Below are 23,509 nucleotides of genomic sequence, written 5' to 3'. Positions count from 1 at the left end.
GGGCCCGGAAAAAGCCGTCCGGCAGACGACAGAATACGGTGACCCTCATATTATCGTGATCAATAAGTAGCAACGAGAACCGGGCACACACCACGCCCCGAGGCTGCTGTCGCAAGGCCCGGACCACCACCCCCCGGCTCCACCAGGGCGCGTAGACGCGCCGCGATCCAGTGCGCCCAAAGCTCATTCCTGGCCAGAGGGAAGGAAGGAATCGACGTGGCGAGCCAGACGATAGGTGGCGGTTTCGAAATTCGCCCGCAAACCGCAGAGAAAAGGGTGAAGAATGCGACGTCGCGTGGTTTTCACGACGTCCGCGCACGGCGCGCTCACCCGCAGTGGCAGGTGCGTTATCGCGCACGGCTGCGCTACACCGACACGGCCGTCGTCCTCGCCTCGGTGATCCTCGCGTCCGTGCTCGACGCGACCCTCCTGGCCGGCACCCCCGGGCACCCCGGACTGCTCGGTTCCCTCGCCGTGTCGGCCCTGGTGGCTGTGGTCTGGATCGGGGCCGTGGCCGCGCGCAGCTCGTACGACCTGCGGGTCGTGGGCCGCGACCACACGGAGTACCGGCGTATCTTCGCCGCCACGTGCACGGCGGTGAGCGTGCTCGTGCTCCTGGCCTGGCTCACCGGGGCGGTCGAGCCCCGGGACGTGCTCGCGCAGGCGATCGTGCTGCCGCTCGGGCTCGCGGGGCTGATCGGCTCCCGCTACGGCTGGCGCCAGTGGGTGGCCCGCACACGGAGCCGCGGCACGGGCTGCATGACGCCCGTCCTGGTGGTGGGTCACCGCGAGCAGGCGGAGCGCGTGATCCGCCGGCTCAACGGCGCGCCGCACCGCGGGTTCGTGGTGGTGGGCGCCTGCCTGCCGTCCGGCGAGACGCCCGCCGGCGAGACCGCACCCGGCGAGGCCCCGCCCCGCGACGGGCTGCCCGGCGACGAGGTGGGCGGGGTGCCCGTGCTGGGCGACCTGTCCCGGGTGGGCGAGGCGGCCGCTCTGGTCCGCGCGAGCGCCGTCGCGGTGAGCGCGTCGGGGAGCATCACCTCCGACGTCGTCCGCCGGCTCGGCTGGCAGCTCGAGCGTGTGGGCGTGGACCTCATGCTCACCACCGAGCTGGCCGACGTCGCCGCCTCCCGGATGAGCGTGTCCCCGACGTCGGGCCTCTCGCTGCTGCACGTGGACGCGCCGCGGTTCCGGGGGGCCAAGTTCCGCGTGAAACAGGGCATCGACTGGGTGCTCGCCGCCCTGATCACGGTGCTCGTGTCGCCGATCCTGCTCGGCGTGGGGCTGGCCGTCGCGTTCACCAGCAAGGGCGGGCTGTTCTACCTGTCCGAGCGCGTGGGCCGCGACGGCAAGATCTTCCGGATGTTCAAGTTCCGCACCATGCGTGTGGGCGCCGACCGCGAGGTCAAGGCCCTCACGGCGGGGAACGACGGCGCGGGCCCGCTGTTCAAGATGCGCACCGACCCGCGCATCACCCGGGTGGGCCGCGTGCTGCGCCGGTACTCGCTCGACGAGCTGCCCCAGTTGTTCAACGTGCTCGGCGGCCACATGAGCCTCGTCGGACCCCGGCCGGCGCTGCCGCACGAGGTCGCGGCGTACGAGGAGCGCATGCGGCGCCGGCTGCTGGTCAAGCCCGGGATGACGGGCATGTGGCAGGTCTCCGGCCGCTCCGACCTGCCGTGGGAGGAGGCGGTCCGGCTCGACGTCTACTACGCCGAGAACTGGACGCCGATGCAGGACCTGGCCATCCTCGGGCAGACCGCCCGCGCCGTGGTCTCGGGGCGCGGGGCGTACTGACGCCCCGCGGCCCGAGCCCTGCCAGGCCTGGCAGAGCGTGGGGTCAGACCTTCTCCCACACCGAGACGTGGTTCTCGGAGTCCGCGGTGAACGGCGACCGGTCCCAGCCCGCCCAGCGGTGCCGCAACCGGAGCCCGGCGATCCGCGCCATCAGATCCATCTCGGCGGGCCAGGCGTACCGGAACGGCACCGAGCGGAACCGGCCGGTGCCGTCAGGCCGCACGGTCACGTGGTTCGACGTGAACAGCTGGGTCGCGACGTCGTACCGGTCGAACCCCACGTAGCCGGTGTCCCCCGGGCCGGGCACGACCGTGAACGGGACGGTGTCCTGGCCCGGCGGCAGGCGGCGCAGGCCCGGCACGCCCACCTCGATCAGGAACAGCCCGCCGGGCCGCAGGTGCGCCGCGGCGTTGACGAAGACGTCGACCTGTCCGTCCTGGGTGGTGACGTTGCTGATCGTGTTGAACACCAGGTAGGCCAGGGCGAAGTCACCTGGCCCGACGGCGCCGCCGAACCCGTCGAACCGGGTGGACGTCATGTCGCCGATGGTGACGCCGACGTCCGCCCCGCCGGGCTTGCCGGCGATCCGCGCGGCCATGGCCCGGCTGAGCTCGATGCCGCCGACCCGGACGCCGCGGGCGGCGAGCGGCGCGGCGATACGCCCCGTGCCGACCGCGAGCTCCAGCACGGGGCCGCCGTCGGCGAGCTCGGTCAGCAGGTCCACGGCGGGTGTCACGACGGCGGCGTCGTTCGCGCCGCCCGGGTCGTCGTAGCCCGCGGCCACGCTCTCGGGGAACTGGCCGTCGGCGGGGTCGTCGCCGGGGTGGTGGGCGCGGAGGTCCGCGGTGTGTGCGTCATCGGTCACGGCACCGAAGCTATGCCCGACGGCGGGGTCGGCTCACCTCTTTTCCGGCGCCGGGCCGGCGCCGGCCGCCAGGATTCAGGCCGAGGCGTGCACCGTGCGACGCATCGGCGTGTGCGGGATGCCGTCGTCGAGGAACTCGTCGCCGTCCGCCACGAACCCGTGCTTGCCGTACCAGCGCGTGAGCGGCGACTGGGCGTCGAGCACGATGTCGCGTTCGTCGCCGGCGGTCTCGATGTACTCGATGGCCGCTCGCATCACGTCGTCGGACAAACCCTTGCCGCGGGCCTCCTTGGCCAGGGCGACCCGCCCGATGCGCCAGACGGCGCCGTCGTCGAGCACGCGGGCCGTGCCGAGCACGCGGGTGCCGCCGTCGGACACCGAGTCGGGCGCGGCCTCGGCCAGCAGCACGACCTGCACGGCGCCCGGCTCGACGTCGCGGCCGTCGAGGTCGTGGTACGGGCAGTCCTGCTCGACGACGAAGACGTCCTGACGCAGCTTCCAGACCCCGTAGGCGATGACGACGTCGAGCTGGGCGAGCGGGGCGGTGATGATCTGCACGGATCGATCCTCGCACGCTCCCACCCCTACCGTGTCAGGCGACCGGCAGGTACCGCCTCCACCAGTCGAGGATCACCTCGAAGCGCTGCTGCCGGTGCCGCGGGCGACCGGACCGGGACAGCTCGTGGTTCTCCCCGGGGAAGACCACCAGCTCGGTCTCCACGCCGTGCCCCTTGAGCGTCGAGTAGTAGCGCTCGGCCTGGGACAGCGGGCAGCGCAGGTCCAGCTCGGAGTGCAGCACGAGCGTGGGTGTCGTCACCTGGCCGGCGACGGCCTGCGGCGACTGCGCGGCCACCTGCTCCGGCTTGTCCCCCACGTACTCCAGGCCGAAGAACGAACCGATGTCGCTGGTGCCGACGAACACCTCCGGGTCGAGGAACCCGCGCTCCACGACCGCGCCGGCGAACCGGTGGTCGTGCGCGATCGTCCAGGCCGTGAGGTACCCGCCGTACGAGCCACCGAGCACGCCCACGCGCGAGCCGTCCAGCCTGCCGTCCGACGCGACCGCGCCGTCCAGGAAGTCGAGCACGTCGTGCAGGTCCACGGTGCCCATGGCCTGCTTGATCGTGCGGCCGTGCGCCTGCCCGTAGCCCGCCGAGCCGCGCGGGTTGCAGTAGACGACGGCGTACCCGGCGTCGACCAGCACCTGCGTCTCGTCGAACAGCCCCGCGGTGTAGGACGCATAGGGGCCGCCGTGGATCATCAGCAGGGTCGGGTGCGTGCCCGTGCCCTCCGGCACCGCGACCCACCCGTGCACCGGGTACCCGTCCCGGCCCCTGACCGTCAGCTCCGTGGGCGTGACGACGCCTGCCGCCCGCAGCGGCGCGGAGAAGTCGGTCCGGCGGTGGATCGCGCCGTCCGCGACGACGCCCACCTCGCCGTAGGTGCCCGGGTCGCCGTACGCCACGGCGACCGTGCCGCCGCCCACCCCGATGTCGGAAACGACGACGTCTCCGCCGGTCAGCCGGGTTGTGGTGCCGTCGTCGTCGACGCGGACCACGTGCTGGGTGCCGCGGCTCGCGAGCACGAGCAGGACGCCGCCGTCGGGCAGCGCCACGGGCTCGTGACCGAGCTCCTGGGTCTCGGGATCGGTGAGGCGCCGCGGCTCCGGGTCGGCCCACGCGGACAGCACGTACAGGGCCGCGTTGCGGGCCACGAAGTCCTTGCCCTCGGGGCCGTGGTCCTGGGCGAGCACGTACAGCTCGCCGCCGGGGCCGAACGCCACCGCCTGCGGGCCGAGCGTGCCGAGCTCCACCTCGGAGCCCCCGCCCTCGACGCCGGCGCCCAGGGGCAGCATCCGCAGCACGCTGCGGCCCACCTGGCCCGCGCCCTGCTCGCGCTCGGCCAGGACGGCGATCGAGCCGCCGTCGGGCGTGAACGTGATCCCGCTGTGGTCGACGTCGTCCGTGGTCACCCGGCGCGGCTGGGCCACGGTGGGCCGGGGCTCGGCCGGACCCTGCGCCGTCGGGGCGGGCTGGACCACGGGCTCGCCCGCGACGTCGGGCACGTCGACCAGGTACACGTGCTGCGGGCGGTCCCGGTGGTAGCCCAGGCCGTTGCGCGTCCAGCTCCACTCGGTGATGCGGCGCGGCCCCTCGGCGGCCGGCGTGATGCCCTCGACCGAGCCGTAGCGGCCCGCCTCGGGCTCGCGGCTCAGGAACGCGAGGCGCTTGCCGTCGGGCGACCAGCGGAACCCGCTGACGCCGAGCGTGCGGTCGGTGACCTGCACGGCCTCACCGCCCGCGACGGGCAGCACCCAGAGCTGCGGGGCGGCCTGGGGCTGGGCGCGCAGGAAGGCGACCAGGGCGCCGTCGGGCGAGAAGCGCGGCTCGGTGTCGCGGAACCCCCGGGTGAGGCGGCTGGGGGCGGCCTCGGCGTCCCCGCCGAGCGGCACCCGCCAGAGCTGGCCCACGACGGCGTCGGCGTCCAGGTCGGGGCGGGTCACGGCCACGACGGCCCAGGTCCCGTCCGGGTGGACGGCGGGCCGGGAGACGGTGCGGATCAGGGGAAGGTCGGCTGCCTGCATGGCCCGGACACTACCCTTGCGGACATGTCCGAAACACAGCAGACCGACGCCCCCACGAGTGCTCACGAGGCCTGGGGCGCGCCGCGGACCCGCGAGCTGACCTGGTACGACCCCATCCAGACCGCGGCGCAGGCGCCGCTGATGACCGGGGTGGAGTTCCTGCGCCGGATGCGCGACGGCGTCATCCCGCCGCCGCCGATCGCCGCGCACTTCGGCCTCGACATCGACGAGGTCGAGGGGGGGCGCGTGACCTTCCGGTGCACGCCCGACGAGTCCGGCTACAACCCGATCGGCACGATCCACGGCGGCGTGCTCTGCACCCTCCTGGACACGGTGTGCGGCTGCGCCATCCAGTCGGTGCTGCCGCAGGGCAAGGGCTACACGTCGATCGAGATCAAGGTGAGCTACGTCAAGGCCGTGCGGGGCGGCGGCGGGCCGCTCAGCGCGGAGGGCACCGTGATCAAGGCGGGCTCCCGGGTCGGCTTCACCGAGGGCGTGGTGCGGGACGCGACGGGCGCGGTGGTCGCGACGGCGTCGAGCACCCTGCTGATCTTCGACCTGCCGACGCCGGGCGCCTGACCCGGCCCACCGCCGAGGTGCGCTTCTACCCAGTCATCGGGCCCGTAATTCACGCTGTTTCCAGGCCGAATGGCTGGGTAGAAGCGCACTTTCGTCGCCGACCCGCCCGGCCCCGGCGTCAGCCCGTGATGAAGAGGCCGACCACCCACGCGCCCGTCGCGATCAGCGAGCCCACGAGCTGGACGCCGATCGTGATCAGCGTGGCCTGGACGGCGGCCTTGGTGGCGCCCCAGGCGGCCGACACGTCCTTGCGGCGCGCCCACTCCAGCAGGAAGATCGCGGCGACGAAGAAGAGGAACAGGCCGATCACGGGCACCACGAAGAAGCCGACGATGCCCGCGATACCGCCGACGGCGAGCGTCAGCACGGGTACCTCGGCCTTGCGCATGTGCTTGCCGGCGAGGATCCACTGGAACACCTCGGCGATCGCGATGGCGACCGCGGCGATGCCGAACACCACCCACGCCTCGACGCCACCCGTGAAGATCGCCCAGACGAGGATGCCGCCCAGCACGAGCACGGCGCCCGGCAACACCTGGACGACGATGCCGATCAGCCCGACCAGGATTGCGACACCGACGAGTACCTCTGCCCAAACGTCCACGCCCGCACACTAGCCTGCTGGTGCAAATCGGACACCGAGTCCGGCGGATATCCTGCTGGCCATGACGCACGCGGCGGCCGGATACCTCGCCCGGCTGGGCCTGGACGAGCGGCCGCCGGCGACCGTGGCGACCCTGTTCGAGATCCACCGGCGGCACGCCGAGCGCATCCCGTACGAGAACCTGCACACCATGCTCGGCAGCCCGCCCGCCGTCGACGTGCCGTCGACCCTGGCGCGCGTGGCGGCGGGCGGCAACGCCGGCTACTGCTTCCACCACAACGGCGTGCTGACCGCGGCGCTGCGGTCGCTCGGGTACGACGTGGTGCCCGCCTGGGGCCACAACTGGGACTCCGCGGCCGAGCGCGCCGACGTGTACGTGGGGCACCTCGCGCTGTCCGTGCGGGGACTGGCCACCGCGGAGAACCCGGGCGGCGTCTGGTGGCCCGACGTCGGCTGCGGGGACGGCCTGCACGAACCCCTGCCACTGGTCGCGGGCACCTACCGGCAGGGCCCGTTCACCTACCGGCTGGAGGTGCGCGCGGACGGCTGGACGTTCCACCACGACCCGCAGGGCAGCTTCGGCGCGGTGGACCTCTTCGACGAGGTGCTCACGCCGGAGCAGGAGCGCGGCGCGCACCGGAAGCTCACCGCGCCGGACGGCGGCGCCTACGCGCGCAGGCTGGTGGTGCAGCGCCGTCTGCCCGACGCCGCGGAGACGCTACGCGGGTGCCAGTTCACCCGGACCGGCGCGCGCGCCGAACGGGTCGGGCTGACGGCGTACGACGACTGGCGGGACGCACTCCGGGCGCTGGGCATCTCGCTGCGGGGCGTCGACGGCGACGCCCTGCGCGGCCTGTTCGACCGCAGCCTGGCCCAGCACCGGGAGTGGTTGGCGTCCCGCTCGCCGTCCTGATGCGGAAGGGTCAGTTCCAGAAGACCGCGACGCCGATGTTCACCAGGGTGAGCCCGAGCACGGAGCCCTTGAGGCCCTGCGACACGTTCTCGCCCTTGCGCACCGCGAGCACGGCGAGCACGGCGACGGCGAGCGCGATGATCAGCTTGACGCCGATCTTCGCCATCGACGGGCCGCCGTCGTCCCAGAGGCCGCCCATCTCCGCGACGCCGACCATGATGACGCCCGCGACGACGGCACCCATGGCACCGTGCGAGACACCCTTGTAGAGGGCCTTGGTGCGCAGCGACGCGATCGCGCCGCCGAACACGAGCGCCCAGCTCGCGAAGTGCAGGAACACGAAGACGTTGTAGAGGAATTCCATGCTCGGCAGCCTATCCGCGCCAGGGGTGCAGAGCGCCTGAAAACCGCGCGTCCGGGCCATTAGTGACAATTTTCACGAGCCCGCCGCGCGCGCGGCAGTTTGCCTCGCAGACTCGGCACTTGGCATTGAGATCGGTTCAGGCCTGTGCCGATGTCGATGCCAACTGCCGACCCTTGAGGCCGACTGCCGAACCGGAGCGGCCATCCGGCGGCCCGCCACCCCCGCCGGCCCACGCGCCACTACCTGCCACGCCTTGGATCAGCCAGTTTCCCGACCTTTCCAGTAGGGAAATACATAGGCAACATTGATGCACCCAATAGACATCCACTATATGGACATGGTCTTCCACCCGTCCGAACCCGCGGTTACGGTCTTCGCCATGACCAAGGCAGCGCGCATCTCCCTCGTGACATCCCGTCACGAGATGCCCATGTGTGCCACGCCGACCTGTGCCTGCGACCGCTGTCGCAGCTGTCAGCCCTGACGCGCCCCTCGCCCCCTGCAAGGTCAGCGCGCGCCGCCGGCCCGCAGCGCTGAGTCCCTGGTCATCCCGGGAACCGGCTACCTGTGCCCGCACGACGCGCACCACTCCCCCCAGCAACGCTCCACGCCCGCGCGCCCCGCACCGAACAGGACCCCGCACATGGTGAACACGGCTCCCACCCCGCCCGAGACCCGCACCCCGGCACGACGCACGCCGACGACGTCGAAGCGCCCCGCCCGGCCGAACGGCCAGTGGAAGGTCGACGGCACCGCGCCGCTGAACCACAACGAGGAGTTCAAGCAGGAGTCGGACCCGCTGGAGGTGCGCGACCGCATCGAGCGCATCTACGCCAAGGAGGGCTTCGACGCGATCCCCGGTGACGACCTGCACGGCCGGTTCCGCTGGTGGGGCCTGTACACGCAGCGCAAGCCCGGGATCGACGGCGGCCGCACCGCCCAGCTCGAGCCGCACGAGCTCGAGGACAAGTACTTCATGCTGCGCGTCCGGATCGACGGCGGGGCGCTGACCACCGAGCAGCTGCGCACCATCGCGGGCATCAGCACCGAGTTCGGCCGCGGGTCGGCGGACATCACCGACCGGCAGAATCTCCAGCTGCACTGGATCGAGGTCGAGTCGGTGCCGGAGATCTGGCGCCGGCTGGAGGCCGTGGGGCTGAGCACCACGGAGGCCTGCGGCGACGTTCCGCGTGTCATCCTCGGCAGCCCCGTGGCCGGCGTCGCCAAGGACGAGCTGATCGACCCGACGCCCGTGATCGAGCAGATCCAGGAGCGCTTCATCGGGGACCCGGCCCTGGCCAACCTGCCGCGTAAGTTCAAGTCGGCCATCACCGGTCACCCGAGCCTGGACGTGGTGCACGAGATCAACGACATCTCGTTCGTCGCCGTCGACCACCCGGAGCTCGGCATCGGCTACGACCTGTGGGTGGGCGGCGCGCTGTCGACGGCGCCGCGCCTCGCGGAGCGCCTGAACGTGTTCGTCACCGAGGAGCAGGCGCCCGACGTCTGGCACGGCGTGGTGCGGATCTTCCGCGACTACGGCTACCGCCGGCTGCGCAACAAGGCGCGCCTGAAGTTCCTGCTCGCCGACTGGGGCACGGAGAAGTTCCGCCGGGTGCTCCAGGACGAGTACCTGGGCTACGCGCTGCCCGACGGCGTCGCCCCGCCCGCGCCCGCCTCGCTCGGGCTCGACGAGCGTGGCGACCACGTGGGTGTGTACGAGCAGTACGACGGCCGGTTCTACGTCGGGGCCGCACCGACCGTCGGCCGAGTCTCGGGCGAGACCCTGGCCGAGCTGGCCGATCTCGCCGAGGCGCACGGCAGCGGCCGGGTGCGCCTGACGCCGCAGCAGAAGCTGCTCGTCCTGGACGTCGCGCAGGAGCAGGTCGAACCCCTGGTCGCGGGCCTGGCCGACCTCGGCCTCCAGGCCCGGCCCAGCCCGTTCCGCCGCAACACCATCGCGTGCACCGGCATCGAGTACTGCAAGCTCGCGATCGTCGAGACCAAGGCGACGTCGGCCGCTGCGATCACGCAGCTCGAGGAGCGCCTCGGCGACCTGAACCACCTCAAGCCGCTGAGCCTGCACGTCAACGGCTGCCCCAACTCGTGCGCGCGGATCCAGACGGCCGACATCGGCCTCAAGGGTCAGCTCGTCATGGACGACGACGGCAACCAGGTGCCCGGCTTCCAGGTGCACCTGGGCGGCGGCCTGGCCTCGACGGACCGGGACGACGCCGGGCTCGGGCGCACCGTGCGCGGGCTCAAGGTGACCGCCGACGGCATCGGCGACTACGTGGAGCGGGTCGTGCGCCGGTACGACGCCGACCACGACGGCGACGAGACGTTCGCGCAGTGGGCGCACCGCGCCGACGAGGAGGCCCTCCGATGACGGCCCTCAACGAGGCGCCGACGTCGTCCGCCGCGCTCTCCCGGGTCGGTGCCGGCGAGAACCCGCGCCTCGCGCGGGTGCGTGCCCGAGCCGCGGCCCGGGCGAGCATCCGCGACGCGCGCCGGGACGCCCGGGCCACGCGCCGCCGTCGGACGCCGGAGGAGCTGCGGGCGGTCGTGGAGCGCGGGCAGGCCCAGCTGCATGCCTCCCCCGGCAACCCCGAGGCGGACGCCGAGGCGGTCATCGCCTGGGCAGTGCGCGAGTTCGGGCCGTGGCTGACCGTGGCGTCCTCGATGCAGGACACCGTGCTGTCGCACCTCGTGGCGCAGCAGCTCCCGTTCGTCGACGTGCTGTTCGGCGACACGGGCTACCACTTCGCCGAGACGCTCGGCACGCGCGGCGCCGTCGACCTGGAGCTCGACGTGAACGTCGTGGACGTGCGCCCCGAGCTGACCGTCGCCGAGCAGGACGCCGCCTACGGGCCGAGGCTGCACGACCGCGACCCCGAGGCCTGCTGCGCAATGCGCAAGGTCGCCCCGATGAAGAAGGCCCTGGAGGGCTACGAGGCGTGGGCCACCGGCGTGCGCCGCAGCGAGACGGCGGCCCGTGCCAACGCTCCGCTGATCACCTGGGACGAGCGCAACGGGGTGGTGAAGATCAACCCGATCGCGGCGTGGTCCGACGAGCAGGTCGCCGAGTACGCCGCCCGGCACGGCCTCGTGGCGAACCCGCTCCTGGCCGACGGCTACCCGTCGGTCGGCTGCGAACCCTGCACCGCCCGCCCGCTGCCGGGTCAGGACGCGCGCTCGGGCCGCTGGGCCGGGCGCGACAAGGACGAGTGCGGTCTCCATGTCTGACGCCGGACGTTCTGCCGCCGCGGGGTCCGATGCCGCACGCCCCGGCGCCGCACGGTCCGACGCCGGCCAGATCTATCCGCTGGGGCTCCAGGTCGCCGGGCGGCTCGTCGTCGTGGTCGGCGGCGGGCCCGTCGCCGCGCGGCGCGTCCGCTCCCTGGTCGACGCCGGCGCGCGGGTGCGCGTCGTCGCTCCGCTCTCCGTGCTCGCGGAGCAGGGCATCGCCGTGGCGCCGGAGTCCTCGGGCAGCGAGCCCGTCGGCGGTGAGCCCGAGCCCGGAACCGTGCAGTGGGTCCGGCGGGAGTACCGGGCGGGCGACCTCGACGGGGCGTGGCTCGCGCACACCGCGACGGGTTCGGCCGCGGCCGACCAGCAGGTGGCCGACGACGCCGAGCGCGCCCGGATCTTCTGCGTCACCGCGGGCGACGCGTCCGTGGGCAGCGCCTGGGTCCCCGCGGTCGCCCGCACCACCCTGACCGACGACGCCGAGGTGACCGTCGCCGTGACCGCCGGCCGGGACCCGCGGCGCGCACGGGCGATCCGGGACGCGGTCGCCGCCGACCTCGCCGCGGGCACGCTCCCGCTCCGCCGCCACCGCCCGCGCAAGACCCCGCCGGGCGAGCCCACCCTGCCGGTCGAGACCCCGGTTTCGACGGGCTCAACCCGCGCAGGCTCAACCCACGTGGCCCCAGGCCGTGTCTGGCTCGTCGGCGGAGGCCCGGGCGACACCGGCCTCATCACCGCCCGGGGCCGGGGCGTCCTGGCCCAGGCCGACGTCGTCGTCGTGGACCGGCTCGGTCCGCGTGCCCTGCTGAAGGAGCTGGCCCCCGACGTCGAGATCGTCGACGTCGGCAAGACCAGCGGCAACCACCCGGTGCCGCAGCACGAGATCAACGCGCTGCTGGTGCAGCACGCGCAGGCGGGGCGCGACGTCGTCCGGCTCAAGGGCGGTGACCCGTACGTGTTCGGCCGGGGCGGCGAGGAGCTCGCGGCATGCCGCGACGCGGGCATCGAGGTCGAGGTGGTCGCCGGCGTGACGTCGGCGGTCTCCGTGCCGGCGGCCGTGGGCATCCCGGTGACGCACCGTGGGGTGGCGCGCGGCTTCAGCGTCCTGACCGGGCACGACGGCGCCGCCCATGTGCCGGGCGGACCCGACCACACACTGGTGCTGCTCATGGGCGTGACCCACCTGGCCGAGACGGCGTCCGCGCTGACCACCGCCGACCGCCCGCCGGACACACCGGCCGCCGTGGTCGAGGACGGCTACGGCCCGCGCCAGCGGGTCACGGTCGGCACCCTCGAGACGATCGCGTCCCGCGCGACCGCGGTCGGCGTCAAGCCGCCCGCGATCATCGTGGTGGGCGACGTCGTCCGTCTCTCCCCGGCCTGGCAGGCCCACCAAGCTCGTTGAGTGCTGGGTATTTGTGGCGCGAAGGCCATCAACCCAACAGATACCCAGCACTCAACGGAACCTCAGAGGAGGCGGCGGGCCACCGCCCAGCGCGTCAGCTCGTAGCGTGAGCTGAGCTGCAGCTTGCGCAGCACCGCGCTCACGTGCGTCTCCACGGTCTTGATCGAGATGAACAGCTCGCTCGCCACCTCGCGGTAGGAGTAGCCGCGCGCGATGAGCCGCATGACCTCCTGCTCGCGCTTCGAGAGCCGGTCGAGCTCGTCGTCGGCCACGGCGATGTCGTTGGCGGACGCGCCGAACGCGTCCAGCACGAACCCGGCCAGGCGCGGCGAGAAGACGGCGTCGCCGCCCGCCACCTGCACCACCGCGGACGACAGCTCCGACGGCGCGATGTTCTTGGTGACGTAGCCGCGGGCGCCCGCCCGGATGACGGAGACGACGTCCTCGGCGGCGTCCGACACGGACAGCGCGAGGAACCGGACGCCGTCGGTGAGCAGGTCGGCGCAGCGCTGCACCACCTCGGCGCCCCCGCCCCCGTTGCCGCCGGGCAGGTGCACGTCCAGCAGCACCACGGGCGGCCGGTGCTCGTGCACCTGCGCCACGGCGCTGTCGACGTCGGAGGCCTCGCCGACCACGGTGACGCGGTCGTCGAGCGAGGCGCGTACGCCCGTGCGGAACAGGTGGTGGTCGTCCACGAGCACCACCGGCACCGGGAGCGGCACCAGCCCGCCGCCGGACGCCGTCGCCTGGGTTGTCATCTGGTCGCGCCTTCCGCTGTGGTGGGTACGGTGGCGGGGGTCGTCGCGGCCCGCGCCCGGCCGTTCTTCTCGGTCTTCTTGTCGCCGCTGCCGGGCTTCTTGTCGCCGTTGCCCGGCTTCCGGTCGCCGTTGCCCGCCTTGCGGTCGCCGTTCGCGGGCTTGTCCAGCGGCATCCGCAGCCGCACCTCGGTGCCCCAGCCGGCCCGGCTGACCACCTCGGCGGTGCCGCCGCGCCGTCGGACGCGGCCGAGGATCGACTCCCGGACGCCGAACCGGTCGACCGCGATCTCGTCGAGGTCGAACCCCTCGCCGCGGTCGCGCACGAACACCTCGGCCACGGAGTCGGTGACCTCCAGGTACACCGACACCGGCGGCTTGCCGTGCTTGAACGCGTTGAGCAGCGCCTCGCGTGCGGCCTGCAGCAGCGCGGCGGTGCACTCGGTGGGCGGGCAGTCGCCCACCACGACGGTCTCGACGGTCAGGGGCGCGACGGCGTCCTCGATCTCGGCGACCAGGTCCTTGAGCTCGGTGGCCACGGAGGTGCCGGGCTCCTGCCGGTCGTCGTACAGCCAGCCGCGCAGCTCGCGCTCCTGGGCCCGGGCCATCCGGGAGACGGCCTCGGCGTCGCCCGCCTGCGACCGGATCAGGGCGAGGGTCTGCAGCACGGAGTCGTGCAGGTGGGCGGCGATGTCGGCGCGCTCGGACTCCCGGGCGCGGGCGGCGCGCTCGTCGCCGAGCTGCCGCACGAGCCGGATCCACCAGGGCACCGAGACCAGCACGAGGCCCGCCACCATGGCGATCGAGGCGACCGTGGCCTGCATCAGCACGGTCAGGGGGGTGTCCTGGCCCACGAGCATCAGCACGCCGAGCATGGTCAGCACCACGCCCCCGGCGAGCCGGAGCAGCGCGGTGCGGGAGCGCAGGAGCGAGCCGGTGCCCGACCCGCCCACCCAGCGGTCCCGGTCGGTCGCGTCGATCTGGCTCCAGGCCAGGGCCACGCCGCCGAGCCCGATGAGAGCGGGCAGCACCCAGGAGGCGACCGGGTCCCAGCCCGCGCGATAGGCCACGAGCAGGGCCGCGCCCGAGAGCAGGGCGACGCCGAGCCAGATGTCGCGGGCCGCGAGCCGGGACACCGGCCCGGACAGGCGCATGCGCTCGGCCAGCGAGGCGGCGTTCCGTTCCTGCGCGCCGGCGTCGGCGTCCGCGTCGGTGGTCAGGCGCGGCGCGAGCCGGGCCCGGTCGGTGGGCACCGCGGCCACGGGCACGGTCGGCACGCCGGCCGGCACGGTGACCCACCAGAAGACGTAGGCGACGGCGCCCGCGCCGGCGAAGCCGGTGAGGATGACGAACGCGAGCCGGACCAGCCACACGGGCAGGCCGGTGTGCGCCGCCAGGCCGGCGGCCACGCCGGCCAGCCACCGGCCGCTGTAGCCCGGCCCGGCCTTGCCGGGTCTGCGAAGGGTGAGTCTTTGGTCCACACCCTGATCGTCACACGTCAGGGCTCCCCTGAACACGCCTGAGCCGGGATCTCAGGGTGTCGCGCGGGGGTAACCAGGGTCGGTTCAGGGCAGGTCCCGATGCCGGATCCGCCGCCGGTCGACCAGCATTGCTGTCATGAGCACCGACGAGACGCGTCCCGAGGACGCCACGAACGAGCCGGGCGGCCCGGCCGACGCCAGGTCCGGCGGACCGGACCCGGTCGACCCCGCGCCCAGCACCGCACCTGACGCAGCCGCCGACCCGAACGTCGGTCCTGCACCCGCCGCTCCCGGCCAGCAGCCGTACCCGGAGACCGGCTTCTTCGCCTCGATCCGCCGGGGCCTGTTCCCCCGCTCCGACCAGCGCTGGGTGGGCGGTGTGGCCGGCGGTCTCGCCGAGCGCATCGGCTGGGACCCGCTGCTGGTCCGCGGCCTGCTGATCGTCAGCTTCTTCCTGGGCGGCCTCGGCCTCATCGCGTACGGCGTGGGCTGGGCACTGCTCCCCGAGCGCGACGGCCGCATCCACCTGCAGGAGGCCATTCGCGGCAACTTCGACGTCGCCATGCTGGGCGCCGTGGCCGTGTTCCTGGTCGGCTTCGCGTGGGGCGGCCCGCTGGGCTGGTGGGACGACGGCGGCTGGCACTGGCTGGTCATCCTCTTCTGGCTGGCCGTCCTGGGCGTCATCCTCTACCTGATCGTGCAGGGCGTGCAGCGGGCCCGCGACAACAACGTGGCCCGGAGCCAGGGGCACGTCCCCGGTGCTCCCACGGTCCCGGGCGCCCCGGTCGGCACGCCGACGCCGGGCACCTCCGCGCCGGGCACGCCGTCCGGCCCCGGTGCCGGTACAGCCGCGCCGTTCACACCGGCGCCGCCGGTCGACTACCGCCGCACCGAGGGCCTGGTCTACGCGACCGGCGCCGGTCCCCGGCACCAGGGCCAGGCGCTGCAGGCCCCGTACCGCCCCGCACCCAACGCGGCGTACCAGCCGCAGCCCGTCTACACCGCACCCCCGGTCCGCACGTCGCGGGGCCCGGGCGGAGCCGCCGTCGGCATCACGCTCGGCGTGATCCTGCTGGCGGGAGCCCTGCTCCTGGCGGCTCACCGCCTGGACGGCGGCAGCTACCTCCTCGACGGCGGTGTGACGTTCCTGGCCGCCTGGCTGGGCATCGGCACCGTGGCGCTCGGCGTCGCGATCCTCGTCTCGGCGCTGCGCGGCCGCACCAGCGGCGTGCTCGGCTTCTTCGCGATCATCGCCCTGCTGTTCGGCCTCGGGTACGTGGCCATCGCCGGCACGACGACGCAGGACTGGGCTGAGGACGCCGTCGTGAGCGGCCGCGAGATCGAGGGTCTCGTGACCGACAACAACAACCCCGACGCCGCCACCATCACCGAGGGCACGATCGCCGTCACGACGGTGAGCGAGGCCGAGAACGGCTTCTACGTGCAGTGGGGCGACCCCACCATCGACCTCTCCGAGCTCGACCTGTCCGACGTCGAGCCCGGCGACCCGGTCGTCGTGCCGATCCAGCTCGGCGCCGGCTCGACCGTCGTCGTCGTGCCGCAGGACGCGGCGGTCGAGGCGAACGCCTACGTCGCCGCCGGGGTCGTCCAGTGGAACGTCGACGAGCAGGACCGCTCCACGAGCGGCGTCGGCTCCGACAACTACTTCGCGAGCGACGAGGTGGGTGACAAGGGCGCCGTGCTGAGCCTCGACATCGAGGCCGGCGCGGGCGAGGTCATCGTCGCCGAGAGCAACTGAGGGAGCACGCCATGAGCGAGCAGACGAACGACCGGAACGACCGGAACGAGATCCACGGCGGGCCGCAGGCCCAGGACACGAGCGAGAACATGGACGAGAAGACCACGCACGACCCGGACATCACCGAGGTGCTGCCCGCGCAGGCGACCCCGCCGACGCAGAAGATCACGCTGGGCGACACGCAGCAGGTGGCCGCGACCTCCGTCCCGGAGGGAGAGGTGCACCCCGCCTACGGCATCGCCGCGGCGCGGGTCGAGGCCGAGGAGCGGGCCGCGGCGGGCGGCGTCCACGACGCACCCGTGGCGGACGACTCCGACCCGCTGGCGCCGCTGCGCGAGCCGGCCGTGCCGGCCCAGCCCGCTGCCGGCCCGGTGGTGAGCCCGGCCGCGCAGCACACGCCGCCGCGGCAGAGCACGCGGCCGGCGCACCCGGCGCCGGGCGCCCAGCCGGCGCACCCCGCCCAGCAGCCGGCCCAGCCGGCCCAGCCGCAGGTCGCGCCCAAGCGCGGCCCGCGCGTGGGCACGGCGGTCTGGGGCCTGATCGTCATCGCGGTCGGGCTGGGCATCCTCGCGGTCGCGGCCGGGGTGGTGTTCGACCTGGGCGTCGCCCTGATCGTGCTGCTGGGTGCCGCGGGCGTGATCCTGGTGGCCGGGTCCGTCATCTCCAGCGTCCGACGGCGCTAGGGGGTCCGGGCCAGCCGGCGTAGTGCTCCCCCGATCACGCCCAGGACGATCCCGAGCCCGACCACCAGGGCACAGACCCCGAACGCGACCACCGAGGTGAACAGCGACGCACGCAGGAACGACGCGTCCATCACGGTGTCGCGGACGGGGTCGTCCTGTTCCAGCTCGGCGTAGGTGGCCCCGCCGGACGCCTCGAGCGCGTGATGGTTGATGATGTCCGCCTGGGCGTAGGCCGTGAGCGGACCCTGCACCTGCTGACCTGCGAAGACGCCTCCCATGAACGTGGAGTCGTCGGACACGGTGATCTTCTCGGCCGACAGCTGCGTCGCCACGAGGATCCACACGGCGATCCCGGCCACGATCATGATGATCCCGGCCACGATCACGAACACACCAGCACCCTTGACCCCTTTTGCGGGGACATTCGTGTAGTCGGTCATCTTTCCACGCTAAGTACGAACTACCCGGACCGCGCGGCGTAGCGCCCTGCGGCGACCCCGCCGGTGCGAGGATGTCGGGCGTGCGCATCACCCACGTCTCCGACACCTACCTGCCGCTGCTGGGCGGGATCGAGGCCCAGGTGAGCCGCCTGGCCGCGCAGCAGGCCGCGGCGGGCCACCAGGTCGAGGTCCTCACGACGACGCCCGCCCGCCCCGGTGCGCACGGGGTGAGCACCGCCGTCGAGGACGGCGTCACGGTGCACCGCATCGCCGCCCGCGTCCCGGGCGGCTGGCCGATACACCCCCGTTCCACCGCCCACGTGACCACGCACCTGCGCGCGGCGATCGCCCGGGGCGAGCGGCCCGACGTCGTGCACCTGCACATGGGGGTGCTCGCCCCCACCGCACAGGCCGCGCTGCGCCCGGTGACCCGGCTGGGGCTGCCCGCCGTGCTGACCGTGCACAGCGTGTGGGGCGGGGCGTCGCGCCTGTTCGCCGCCGCCGACGTCGTCACGGGCTGGTCGCGCTGGCCGGTGCGCTGGTCCGCGGTCAGTGAGCTGACGGCGGAGCCGCTGCGGCAGCTGCTGCCCGACGGCGGCGACGTCGCGATCCTGCCCAACGGCCTGGACCTGGAGTCCTGGCGCGTGCCGCGGACCGAGCGCGGGAACCGGCCCGAGGGTTCCGCCGTGCACGTCGTGGCGGCCGCGCGATTCGCACCCCGCAAGCGCATGCTCCCGCTGCTGGCCGCCGTCGCCTCCGCGGCGGGCCGGCTGCCCGCGGGCGCGCTGTTCGTGACGCTGGCGGGCGACGGGCCGCAGCGCACGGCGGCCCGGCGGTTCGTCGCCGAGCACGGCCTGCGCGACGTCGTCTCACTGCCCGGGCGGCTCACCGCCACCGAGCTCAAGCGGCTCTACGCGCGCGCCGACGTGTTCGCCGCGCCGTCCTCGGACGAGGCCTTCGGCATCGCCGCGCTCGAGGCGCAGGCCTCCGGGCTGACCGTGATCGCCCACTCCCGTTCGGGCGTGGCCGAGCGCGTGGTAGATGGCGCCACCGGCCTCCTGGTGCCCGACGACGCCGCGCTGACCGAGGCCCTCGTGCGGCTCGCGACCGAACCCGGCCTGCTCGACCGCCTGCTCGCGGCCGCCACGACGCCGCCGTCCGGCATGGGGTGGTCGGAGGTGCTGGCCGTGACGGACCGGACGTACGCGGAGGCGGCGGCCCTGGCCGCGAGACGGTGACGAGGCTGGCCGGGCCCCTCGGCCCGGAGGCGACCGACCTCGGGCCCGGGCCCGGGCCCGGGGCCCGCTCCGACCGCACCACCGCCCTCCCCTTTGAGGCCTAAGTTTCTTCGCTTTGGTCCGCCGCAAAGCGAAGAAACTTGGGCCTCGAAGGAGAATGGGCCGGCCGCCCGGCCTGGACCGCGCCCGGATTGCGGCCCGACGGCGGCCCGACGGCGGCCCGACGGCGGCCCGACGGCGCCCAGGCCGCGCCGAACCCGGGCTGTGAACTGCTGCGCCCGACCGGCTCCGCCGGTTAGCCTCCCCGGGTGAGCACCACCGACCCAGCCGCGACGAGCCCCGCCGAGCCCTTCGTCGTGCGCCAGTACCGACGCGCGCGGGACGAGGTGGCGCCCTTCGCGCGCGCCTCCGCCGTCGTCGCGGTGCCGGCCGTGGTCTGGGCCGGCTGGGCGAGCGGCCCGGGCTGGCTCACGCCCGCCTACGTGGTGCTCGCCGTCGTGGGCGCGGCGCTCGGGGTGATCGACGGGCGCACGCACCGGCTGCCCAACGCGCTGGTGTTCCCCCTGACCTGGGCCACGGCCGTACTGCTCGCTGTGGCGGCCCTCGGCACCGGGTCGTGGGCCGACCTCGGCCGGGCCGCGCTGGGCGCGCTCGCCTTCTTCGCGCTCTACCAGGTGCTGTACCTGGTCTCGCCGCGCGGCGGCATCGGGTACGGCGACGTGAAGCTCAGCCTGACCCTGGGCGCCGTCCTGACCTGGCACTCGTGGGGCACGCTCCTGCTCGGTGTCTTCGCCGCACACCTGCTGGCCGGTGTGGTCGCGATCGTCCTGGTGCTCGGCCGGCGCGCGGGCTGGAAGACGGGCATCGCGTTCGGCCCGTACCTGCTGCTCGGCACCATGCTCGGGCTGACCTGGGCGCGGCTGGTCGGCTGACGGCGGGCCGCAGGTCCACGACCCGACGGCCACGGCCGGGAGCTACGGCGCGACGGGCGACGGTGTCGCGCGGGTGTAGCGCCCGGCGAGCCCGCGCAGGTGCGTGACGAGCTCCGGCGGCCCGGTCACGTCGAAGTCCTCCCCCAGCAGGCCCAGGTAGACGCCGAGGGTCTCGACCGTGTCGGCGCCGGTGTGCAGCGTGCACGTGCGCTCGTCGACGGGTTCGACAGTCCCCACCGCCGGGCTGATCCGGGCGGCGACGACCTCGGCCGGGGCGTGCACGGTGACCTGGGACCGATACCGCCATGCGGCGGCGGACACCCGGCTCGACACGTACGCGGCGACGTCCTCGGGCAGGTCGCGCGGGGCGAACCGGGGCCCGGTCGGGACGCGCGGCCGCATCCGGTCGACGCGAAAGGTCCGCCAGTCGTCGCGTTCGACGTCCCAGGCGAACAGGTACCAACGTCGGCCCCAGCTGACCAGGCGGTAGGGCTCGACGGTGCGCACGGCCGCCGCACCCGCATGGTCCTCGTAGTCGAAGCGGAGCCGCTCCCGGTCGCGGCAGACCGCGGTCAGCGTCGTCAGGACCGAGGTGTCGACGCTCGGCCCTCCCGCATCGCCGGGAACCGGCACCGTGTAGCTCTGCAGGGTGTTGACCCGGCGTCGCAACCGGGCGGGCAGCACCTGCTCCAGCTTGGCCAGCGCCCGCAGCGACGCCTCCTCGATGCCCGCGACGGCGCCGTCGGTCGCGGTCCGGAGGCCGACCGCGACGGCCACCGCCTCGTCGTCGTCGAGGAGCAGCGGCGGGACGTCGGCGCCGGCGCCGAGGCGGTAGCCGCCGATGTTCCCACGGGTGGCCACGACCGGGTAGCCGAGGCTGCGCAGGCGCTGGACATCGGTGCGCACGGTCCGCCCGCTCACCCCGAGCCGCTCGGCGAGCTCGACGCCCGTCCACCCACGCGGAAGCTGCAGGAGGGAGAGCAGTCGCAGGAGGCGGGCCGAGGTATCCAACATTGCTCAAGCCTCGCAGACCATGCGGAAGCAAGTCGTCCTAATAGCCGGGCAGAGTTGTCCGCATGAGCATCCACGAGTTCCGGATCGACATCCCCCAGGCAGACCTCGACGACCTCACGCAGCGCCTGTCGCGGGTGCGCTGGACCAACGAGCTGCCCGACGGCGGCACCGACTACGGCGTGCCGCTGGAGTACCTGCAGAGCCTCGTCCAGCGGTGGCGCGACGACTACGACTGGCGCGCCTGGGAAGCGAGGCTCAACCAGTACCCGCAGTTCACCACGACGATCGACGGGCAGAACGTGCACTTCCTGCACGTCCGGTCGCCCGAGCCGGACGCCACGCCCCTGCTGCTGACACACGGCTGGCCGACGACGGTCGTCGAGTACCTGGACGTGATCGACCGGCTGAGCGACCCGCGGGCCCACGGCGGCGACCCGGCCGACGCGTTCCACCTCGTGATCCCGTCCGTGCCCGGGTTCGGCTTCTCCGGCCACACGACCGAGCGGGGCTGGAACCGGTACCGCGTCGCCAGGGCCTGGGCCGAGCTGATGAGCCGCCTCGGGTACGAGCGGTACGGCGCGCACGGCAACGACGGCGGCTCGCTGATCTCCCCCGAGGTGGGTCGCTGCGACCCGGACCATGTACTCGGGGTCCACGTCACCCAGGTCTTCTCGTTCCCGTCGGGCGACCCCGCCGAGCTCGAGGGCCTGTCCGAGGAGGACCGGAAGCGGGTCGAGTTCCTCGGGTGGTGGACGGAGAACGGCGGGGCCTACGACAAGCTGCAGTCCACCGCGCCGCAGACCCTGTCGCACGCGCTCGCCGACTCGCCCGTGGGGCAGCTCGGCTGGAACGCACAGCTGCTCGGGGCGAACCTCGACCCCGACTACGTGCTGACCAACACGATGATCTACTGGCTCACGAACACGGCAGCGTCGTCGGCCCGCCTCTACTACGAGGACTTTCACGCCACCGACAAGCCGACCGAGCCCACCACGGTGCCCCTCGGGCTGGCCAACTTCGCCTGGGACTTTCAGTCGATCCGCGTGTTCGCCGAGCGCGACCACAAGAACATCGTGTCCTGGAACACCTACGACACGGGCAGCCACTTCGCCGCGCACGACGCGCCCGATCTGCTGACCGACGACATCCGTACCTTCTTCCGCCGGGTCAGCTGACCCCCGGCCGACCCGGGAGAACGACCGCGGCCCCGCCCCTCGGAAGGGACGGGGCCGCGGGACGTCACTCCCACTCGATGGTGCCCGGCGGCTTGCTCGTCACGTCGAGCACCACGCGGTTGACCTCACGCACCTCGTTGGTGATGCGGGTCGAGATGGTCGACAGCACGTCGTAGGGCAGGCGCGTCCAGTCGGCCGTCATGGCGTCCTCGGACGAGACCGGGCGCAGCACGATCGGGTGGCCGTAGGTACGGCCGTCACCCTGGACGCCCACCGAACGGACGTCGGCGAGCAGCACGACCGGGCACTGCCAGATCTCGTTGTCCAGACCGGCCTTGGTCAGCTCCTCGCGGGCGATCGCGTCGGCGCGCCGCAGGATCTCCAGGCGCTCGGCCGTGATCTCGCCGACGATCCGGATGCCCAGGCCCGGGCCGGGGAACGGCTGGCGCGAGACGATCTCCTCGGGCACGCCGAGCTCGCGGCCCACCGCGCGGACCTCGTCCTTGAACAGGGTGCGCAGGGGCTCGACCAGCTCGAAGTCCAGGTCGTCGGGCAGGCCGCCCACGTTGTGGTGGCTCTTGATGTTGGCCGCGCCCTCGCCGCCGCCGGACTCGACGACGTCCGGGTACAACGTGCCCTGCACGAGGAACTTGACCTCCTCGCCGTGCGCACCGGCCTCCGCGACGATGTCGCGCTGCGCGTCCTCGAACACGCGGATGAACTCGCGGCCGATGATCTTGCGCTTGGTCTCCGGGTCGCTGACGCCGGCGAGCGCCGTCAGGAAGCGCTCCTTCTCGTCGCGGATCACGAGGTTCACGCCGGTCGATGCGACGAAGTCGGTCTCGATCTGCTCGACCTCGCCGGCCCGCATGAGGCCGTGGTCCACGTGCACGCAGGTGAGCTGGTCGCCCACGGCCTGCTGCACGAGCGCGGCGGCGACGGCGGAGTCGACGCCACCGGACAGCGCGCAGATGACGCGCGCGTCGCCGATCTGCGCCTTGATGGCCGCGACCTGGTCGGCGATGACGTTGCCGGGGGTCCAGTCGGGCTTGAGCCCGGCCCCCTCGTAGAGGAAGTGCTCCAGCACCGTCTGGCCGTGCGCGGAGTGCTTCACCTCGGGGTGCCACTGCACGCCGAACAGGCGGCGGCGGGTGTCCTCGAAGGCGGCGACGGGCGCGCCCTCCGACGTCGCGAGCACCTCGAAGCCGACCGGCGCCTTGTGCACGGCGTCGCCGTGGCTCATCCACGCGGTCTGGTGCTCGGGGGTGTCGGCGAGCAGCACGCCCGAGGCGCACACCTCGACCTCGGTGCCCCCGAACTCGCTCAGCCCGGTCTGCGCGACCTCGCCGCCGAGTGCCTGCGCCATGGCCTGGAACCCGTAGCAGATGCCCATGACCGGGACGCCGGCCTCGAACAGCTTGGGGTCCACGAACGGGGCACCGGCCGCGTACACGGAGGACGGACCGCCGGACAGGATGATGGCCGCGGGGTCCTTGGCGAGCATCTGCTCGACGGTGAACGTGTGCGGCACGATCTCCGAGTACACCCGGGCCTCGCGCACGCGGCGCGCGATCAGCTGGGCGTACTGCGCGCCGAAGTCGACGACGATGACCGGGCGGGGGGTCTGCGGCTGGTTCTCAGGGGCAGTGGACGACACGCGGCAAGTCTATGT

At 73.4% G+C, this 23,509-nt stretch carries 21 protein-coding genes; 11 read left to right on the top strand and 10 right to left on the bottom strand.

Annotated elements, in window-relative coordinates:
• Nucleotides 1–342: 342 nt before the first annotated feature.
• Nucleotides 343–1,797 carry a sugar transferase gene (locus tag ACH47X_RS14580; RefSeq protein WP_397405340.1) on the top strand — a complete coding sequence of 485 codons (1,455 nt, stop codon included), beginning with the start codon at nucleotides 343–345 and terminating at the stop codon, nucleotides 1,795–1,797.
• 43 nt (nucleotides 1,798–1,840) lie between these two features.
• Here the strand turns inward: ACH47X_RS14580 and ACH47X_RS14575 are convergent, their stop codons facing one another.
• From ACH47X_RS14575 to ACH47X_RS14565, 3 genes are all read right to left on the bottom strand, one after another.
• Nucleotides 1,841–2,662: a methyltransferase domain-containing protein gene (locus ACH47X_RS14575; RefSeq protein WP_397405339.1), complete on the bottom strand. Its 822-nt coding sequence runs from the start codon at nucleotides 2,660–2,662 to the stop codon at nucleotides 1,841–1,843.
• Nucleotides 2,663–2,737: 75 nt separating this feature from the next.
• A complete protein-coding gene (locus tag ACH47X_RS14570) occupies nucleotides 2,738–3,220 on the bottom strand; it encodes a GNAT family N-acetyltransferase (protein WP_036964963.1) in 483 nt (160 codons plus the stop codon).
• A 34-nt stretch (nucleotides 3,221–3,254) separates the two neighbouring features.
• Nucleotides 3,255–5,246, bottom strand: coding sequence for a S9 family peptidase (locus tag ACH47X_RS14565; RefSeq protein ID WP_397405338.1), 1,992 nt, complete (start codon nucleotides 5,244–5,246; stop codon nucleotides 3,255–3,257).
• A gap of 24 nt (nucleotides 5,247–5,270) precedes the next feature.
• Between ACH47X_RS14565 and ACH47X_RS14560 the strand changes: the two genes are divergently transcribed.
• On the top strand, nucleotides 5,271–5,825 hold the full coding sequence (locus ACH47X_RS14560; protein WP_397405337.1) for a PaaI family thioesterase: 555 nt from the start codon (nucleotides 5,271–5,273) through the stop codon (nucleotides 5,823–5,825).
• A 118-nt stretch (nucleotides 5,826–5,943) separates the two neighbouring features.
• Here ACH47X_RS14560 and ACH47X_RS14555 read toward each other — a convergent pair whose 3' ends face one another.
• Nucleotides 5,944–6,429, bottom strand: coding sequence for a DUF456 domain-containing protein (locus ACH47X_RS14555; RefSeq protein WP_397405336.1), 486 nt, complete (start codon nucleotides 6,427–6,429; stop codon nucleotides 5,944–5,946).
• A gap of 61 nt (nucleotides 6,430–6,490) precedes the next feature.
• Here ACH47X_RS14555 and ACH47X_RS14550 point away from each other — a divergent pair, with 61 nt between their 5' ends.
• The gene (locus ACH47X_RS14550) at nucleotides 6,491–7,342 is read left to right on the top strand and encodes an arylamine N-acetyltransferase (RefSeq protein ID WP_397405335.1); all 852 of its coding nucleotides are present in this window, start codon (nucleotides 6,491–6,493) and stop codon (nucleotides 7,340–7,342) included.
• A 10-nt stretch (nucleotides 7,343–7,352) separates the two neighbouring features.
• Here the strand turns inward: ACH47X_RS14550 and ACH47X_RS14545 are convergent, their stop codons facing one another.
• A complete protein-coding gene (locus ACH47X_RS14545) occupies nucleotides 7,353–7,706 on the bottom strand; it encodes a hypothetical protein (protein WP_036964949.1) in 354 nt (117 codons plus the stop codon).
• Between the two features lie 643 nt (nucleotides 7,707–8,349).
• On the opposite strand from ACH47X_RS14545, the gene ACH47X_RS14540 reads away from it, so the two are divergent.
• The 3 genes from ACH47X_RS14540 to cobA are packed head-to-tail and all read left to right on the top strand — an operon-like array spanning nucleotide 8,350 to nucleotide 12,360.
• Nucleotides 8,350–10,095: a nitrite/sulfite reductase gene (locus ACH47X_RS14540; RefSeq protein WP_397405334.1), complete on the top strand. Its 1,746-nt coding sequence runs from the start codon at nucleotides 8,350–8,352 to the stop codon at nucleotides 10,093–10,095.
• Entirely contained in the window at nucleotides 10,092–10,952 is an 861-nt protein-coding gene (locus tag ACH47X_RS14535; protein WP_397405333.1) for a phosphoadenylyl-sulfate reductase, read from the top strand. The genes ACH47X_RS14540 and ACH47X_RS14535 overlap by 4 nt, the downstream gene beginning before the upstream one ends.
• A complete protein-coding gene (gene cobA / locus ACH47X_RS14530) occupies nucleotides 10,945–12,360 on the top strand; it encodes a uroporphyrinogen-III C-methyltransferase (RefSeq protein ID WP_397405332.1) in 1,416 nt (471 codons plus the stop codon). Before ACH47X_RS14535 ends, cobA begins: the two co-directional genes overlap by 8 nt.
• A gap of 62 nt (nucleotides 12,361–12,422) precedes the next feature.
• Here cobA and ACH47X_RS14525 read toward each other — a convergent pair whose 3' ends face one another.
• Both ACH47X_RS14525 and ACH47X_RS14520 read right to left on the bottom strand, forming a co-directional pair.
• Entirely contained in the window at nucleotides 12,423–13,118 is a 696-nt protein-coding gene (locus ACH47X_RS14525) for a LuxR C-terminal-related transcriptional regulator (protein WP_036964939.1), read from the bottom strand.
• Nucleotides 13,115–14,596, bottom strand: a complete 1,482-nt coding sequence (locus ACH47X_RS14520; protein ID WP_397405331.1) for an ATP-binding protein — start codon at nucleotides 14,594–14,596, stop codon at nucleotides 13,115–13,117. The genes ACH47X_RS14525 and ACH47X_RS14520 overlap by 4 nt, the downstream gene beginning before the upstream one ends.
• A gap of 136 nt (nucleotides 14,597–14,732) precedes the next feature.
• Between ACH47X_RS14520 and ACH47X_RS14515 the strand changes: the two genes are divergently transcribed.
• A complete protein-coding gene (locus tag ACH47X_RS14515; protein ID WP_397405330.1) occupies nucleotides 14,733–16,355 on the top strand; it encodes a PspC domain-containing protein in 1,623 nt (540 codons plus the stop codon).
• An 11-nt stretch (nucleotides 16,356–16,366) separates the two neighbouring features.
• The gene (locus ACH47X_RS14510; RefSeq protein ID WP_397405328.1) at nucleotides 16,367–17,038 is read left to right on the top strand and encodes a hypothetical protein; all 672 of its coding nucleotides are present in this window, start codon (nucleotides 16,367–16,369) and stop codon (nucleotides 17,036–17,038) included.
• Here ACH47X_RS14510 and ACH47X_RS14505 read toward each other — a convergent pair.
• On the bottom strand, nucleotides 17,035–17,478 hold the full coding sequence (locus tag ACH47X_RS14505; RefSeq protein WP_036959482.1) for a hypothetical protein: 444 nt from the start codon (nucleotides 17,476–17,478) through the stop codon (nucleotides 17,035–17,037). The genes ACH47X_RS14510 and ACH47X_RS14505 overlap by 4 nt on opposite strands.
• A gap of 71 nt (nucleotides 17,479–17,549) precedes the next feature.
• Here ACH47X_RS14505 and ACH47X_RS14500 point away from each other — a divergent pair, with 71 nt between their 5' ends.
• Nucleotides 17,550–18,716 carry a glycosyltransferase family 4 protein gene (locus tag ACH47X_RS14500; protein ID WP_397405326.1) on the top strand — a complete coding sequence of 389 codons (1,167 nt, stop codon included), beginning with the start codon at nucleotides 17,550–17,552 and terminating at the stop codon, nucleotides 18,714–18,716.
• A gap of 308 nt (nucleotides 18,717–19,024) precedes the next feature.
• On the top strand, nucleotides 19,025–19,648 hold the full coding sequence (locus tag ACH47X_RS14495) for a prepilin peptidase (protein WP_397405324.1): 624 nt from the start codon (nucleotides 19,025–19,027) through the stop codon (nucleotides 19,646–19,648).
• A gap of 42 nt (nucleotides 19,649–19,690) precedes the next feature.
• Here ACH47X_RS14495 and ACH47X_RS14490 read toward each other — a convergent pair whose 3' ends face one another.
• On the bottom strand, nucleotides 19,691–20,662 hold the full coding sequence (locus ACH47X_RS14490; RefSeq protein WP_397405322.1) for a helix-turn-helix transcriptional regulator: 972 nt from the start codon (nucleotides 20,660–20,662) through the stop codon (nucleotides 19,691–19,693).
• 62 nt (nucleotides 20,663–20,724) lie between these two features.
• Between ACH47X_RS14490 and ACH47X_RS14485 the strand changes: the two genes are divergently transcribed.
• Nucleotides 20,725–21,837, top strand: a complete 1,113-nt coding sequence (locus tag ACH47X_RS14485; RefSeq protein WP_397405320.1) for an epoxide hydrolase family protein — start codon at nucleotides 20,725–20,727, stop codon at nucleotides 21,835–21,837.
• Nucleotides 21,838–21,901: 64 nt separating this feature from the next.
• On the opposite strand, the gene guaA is transcribed toward ACH47X_RS14485, so the two are convergent.
• The gene (guaA, locus tag ACH47X_RS14480; protein ID WP_036964931.1) at nucleotides 21,902–23,494 is read right to left on the bottom strand and encodes a glutamine-hydrolyzing GMP synthase; all 1,593 of its coding nucleotides are present in this window, start codon (nucleotides 23,492–23,494) and stop codon (nucleotides 21,902–21,904) included.
• Nucleotides 23,495–23,509: the final 15 nt, after the last annotated feature.

The sequence above is a fragment of the Promicromonospora kroppenstedtii genome, assembly GCF_044389675.1.
GTDB lineage: Bacteria > Actinomycetota > Actinomycetes > Actinomycetales > Cellulomonadaceae > Promicromonospora > Promicromonospora kroppenstedtii.
This window is presented reverse-complemented; position numbering and strand designations above follow the sequence as displayed.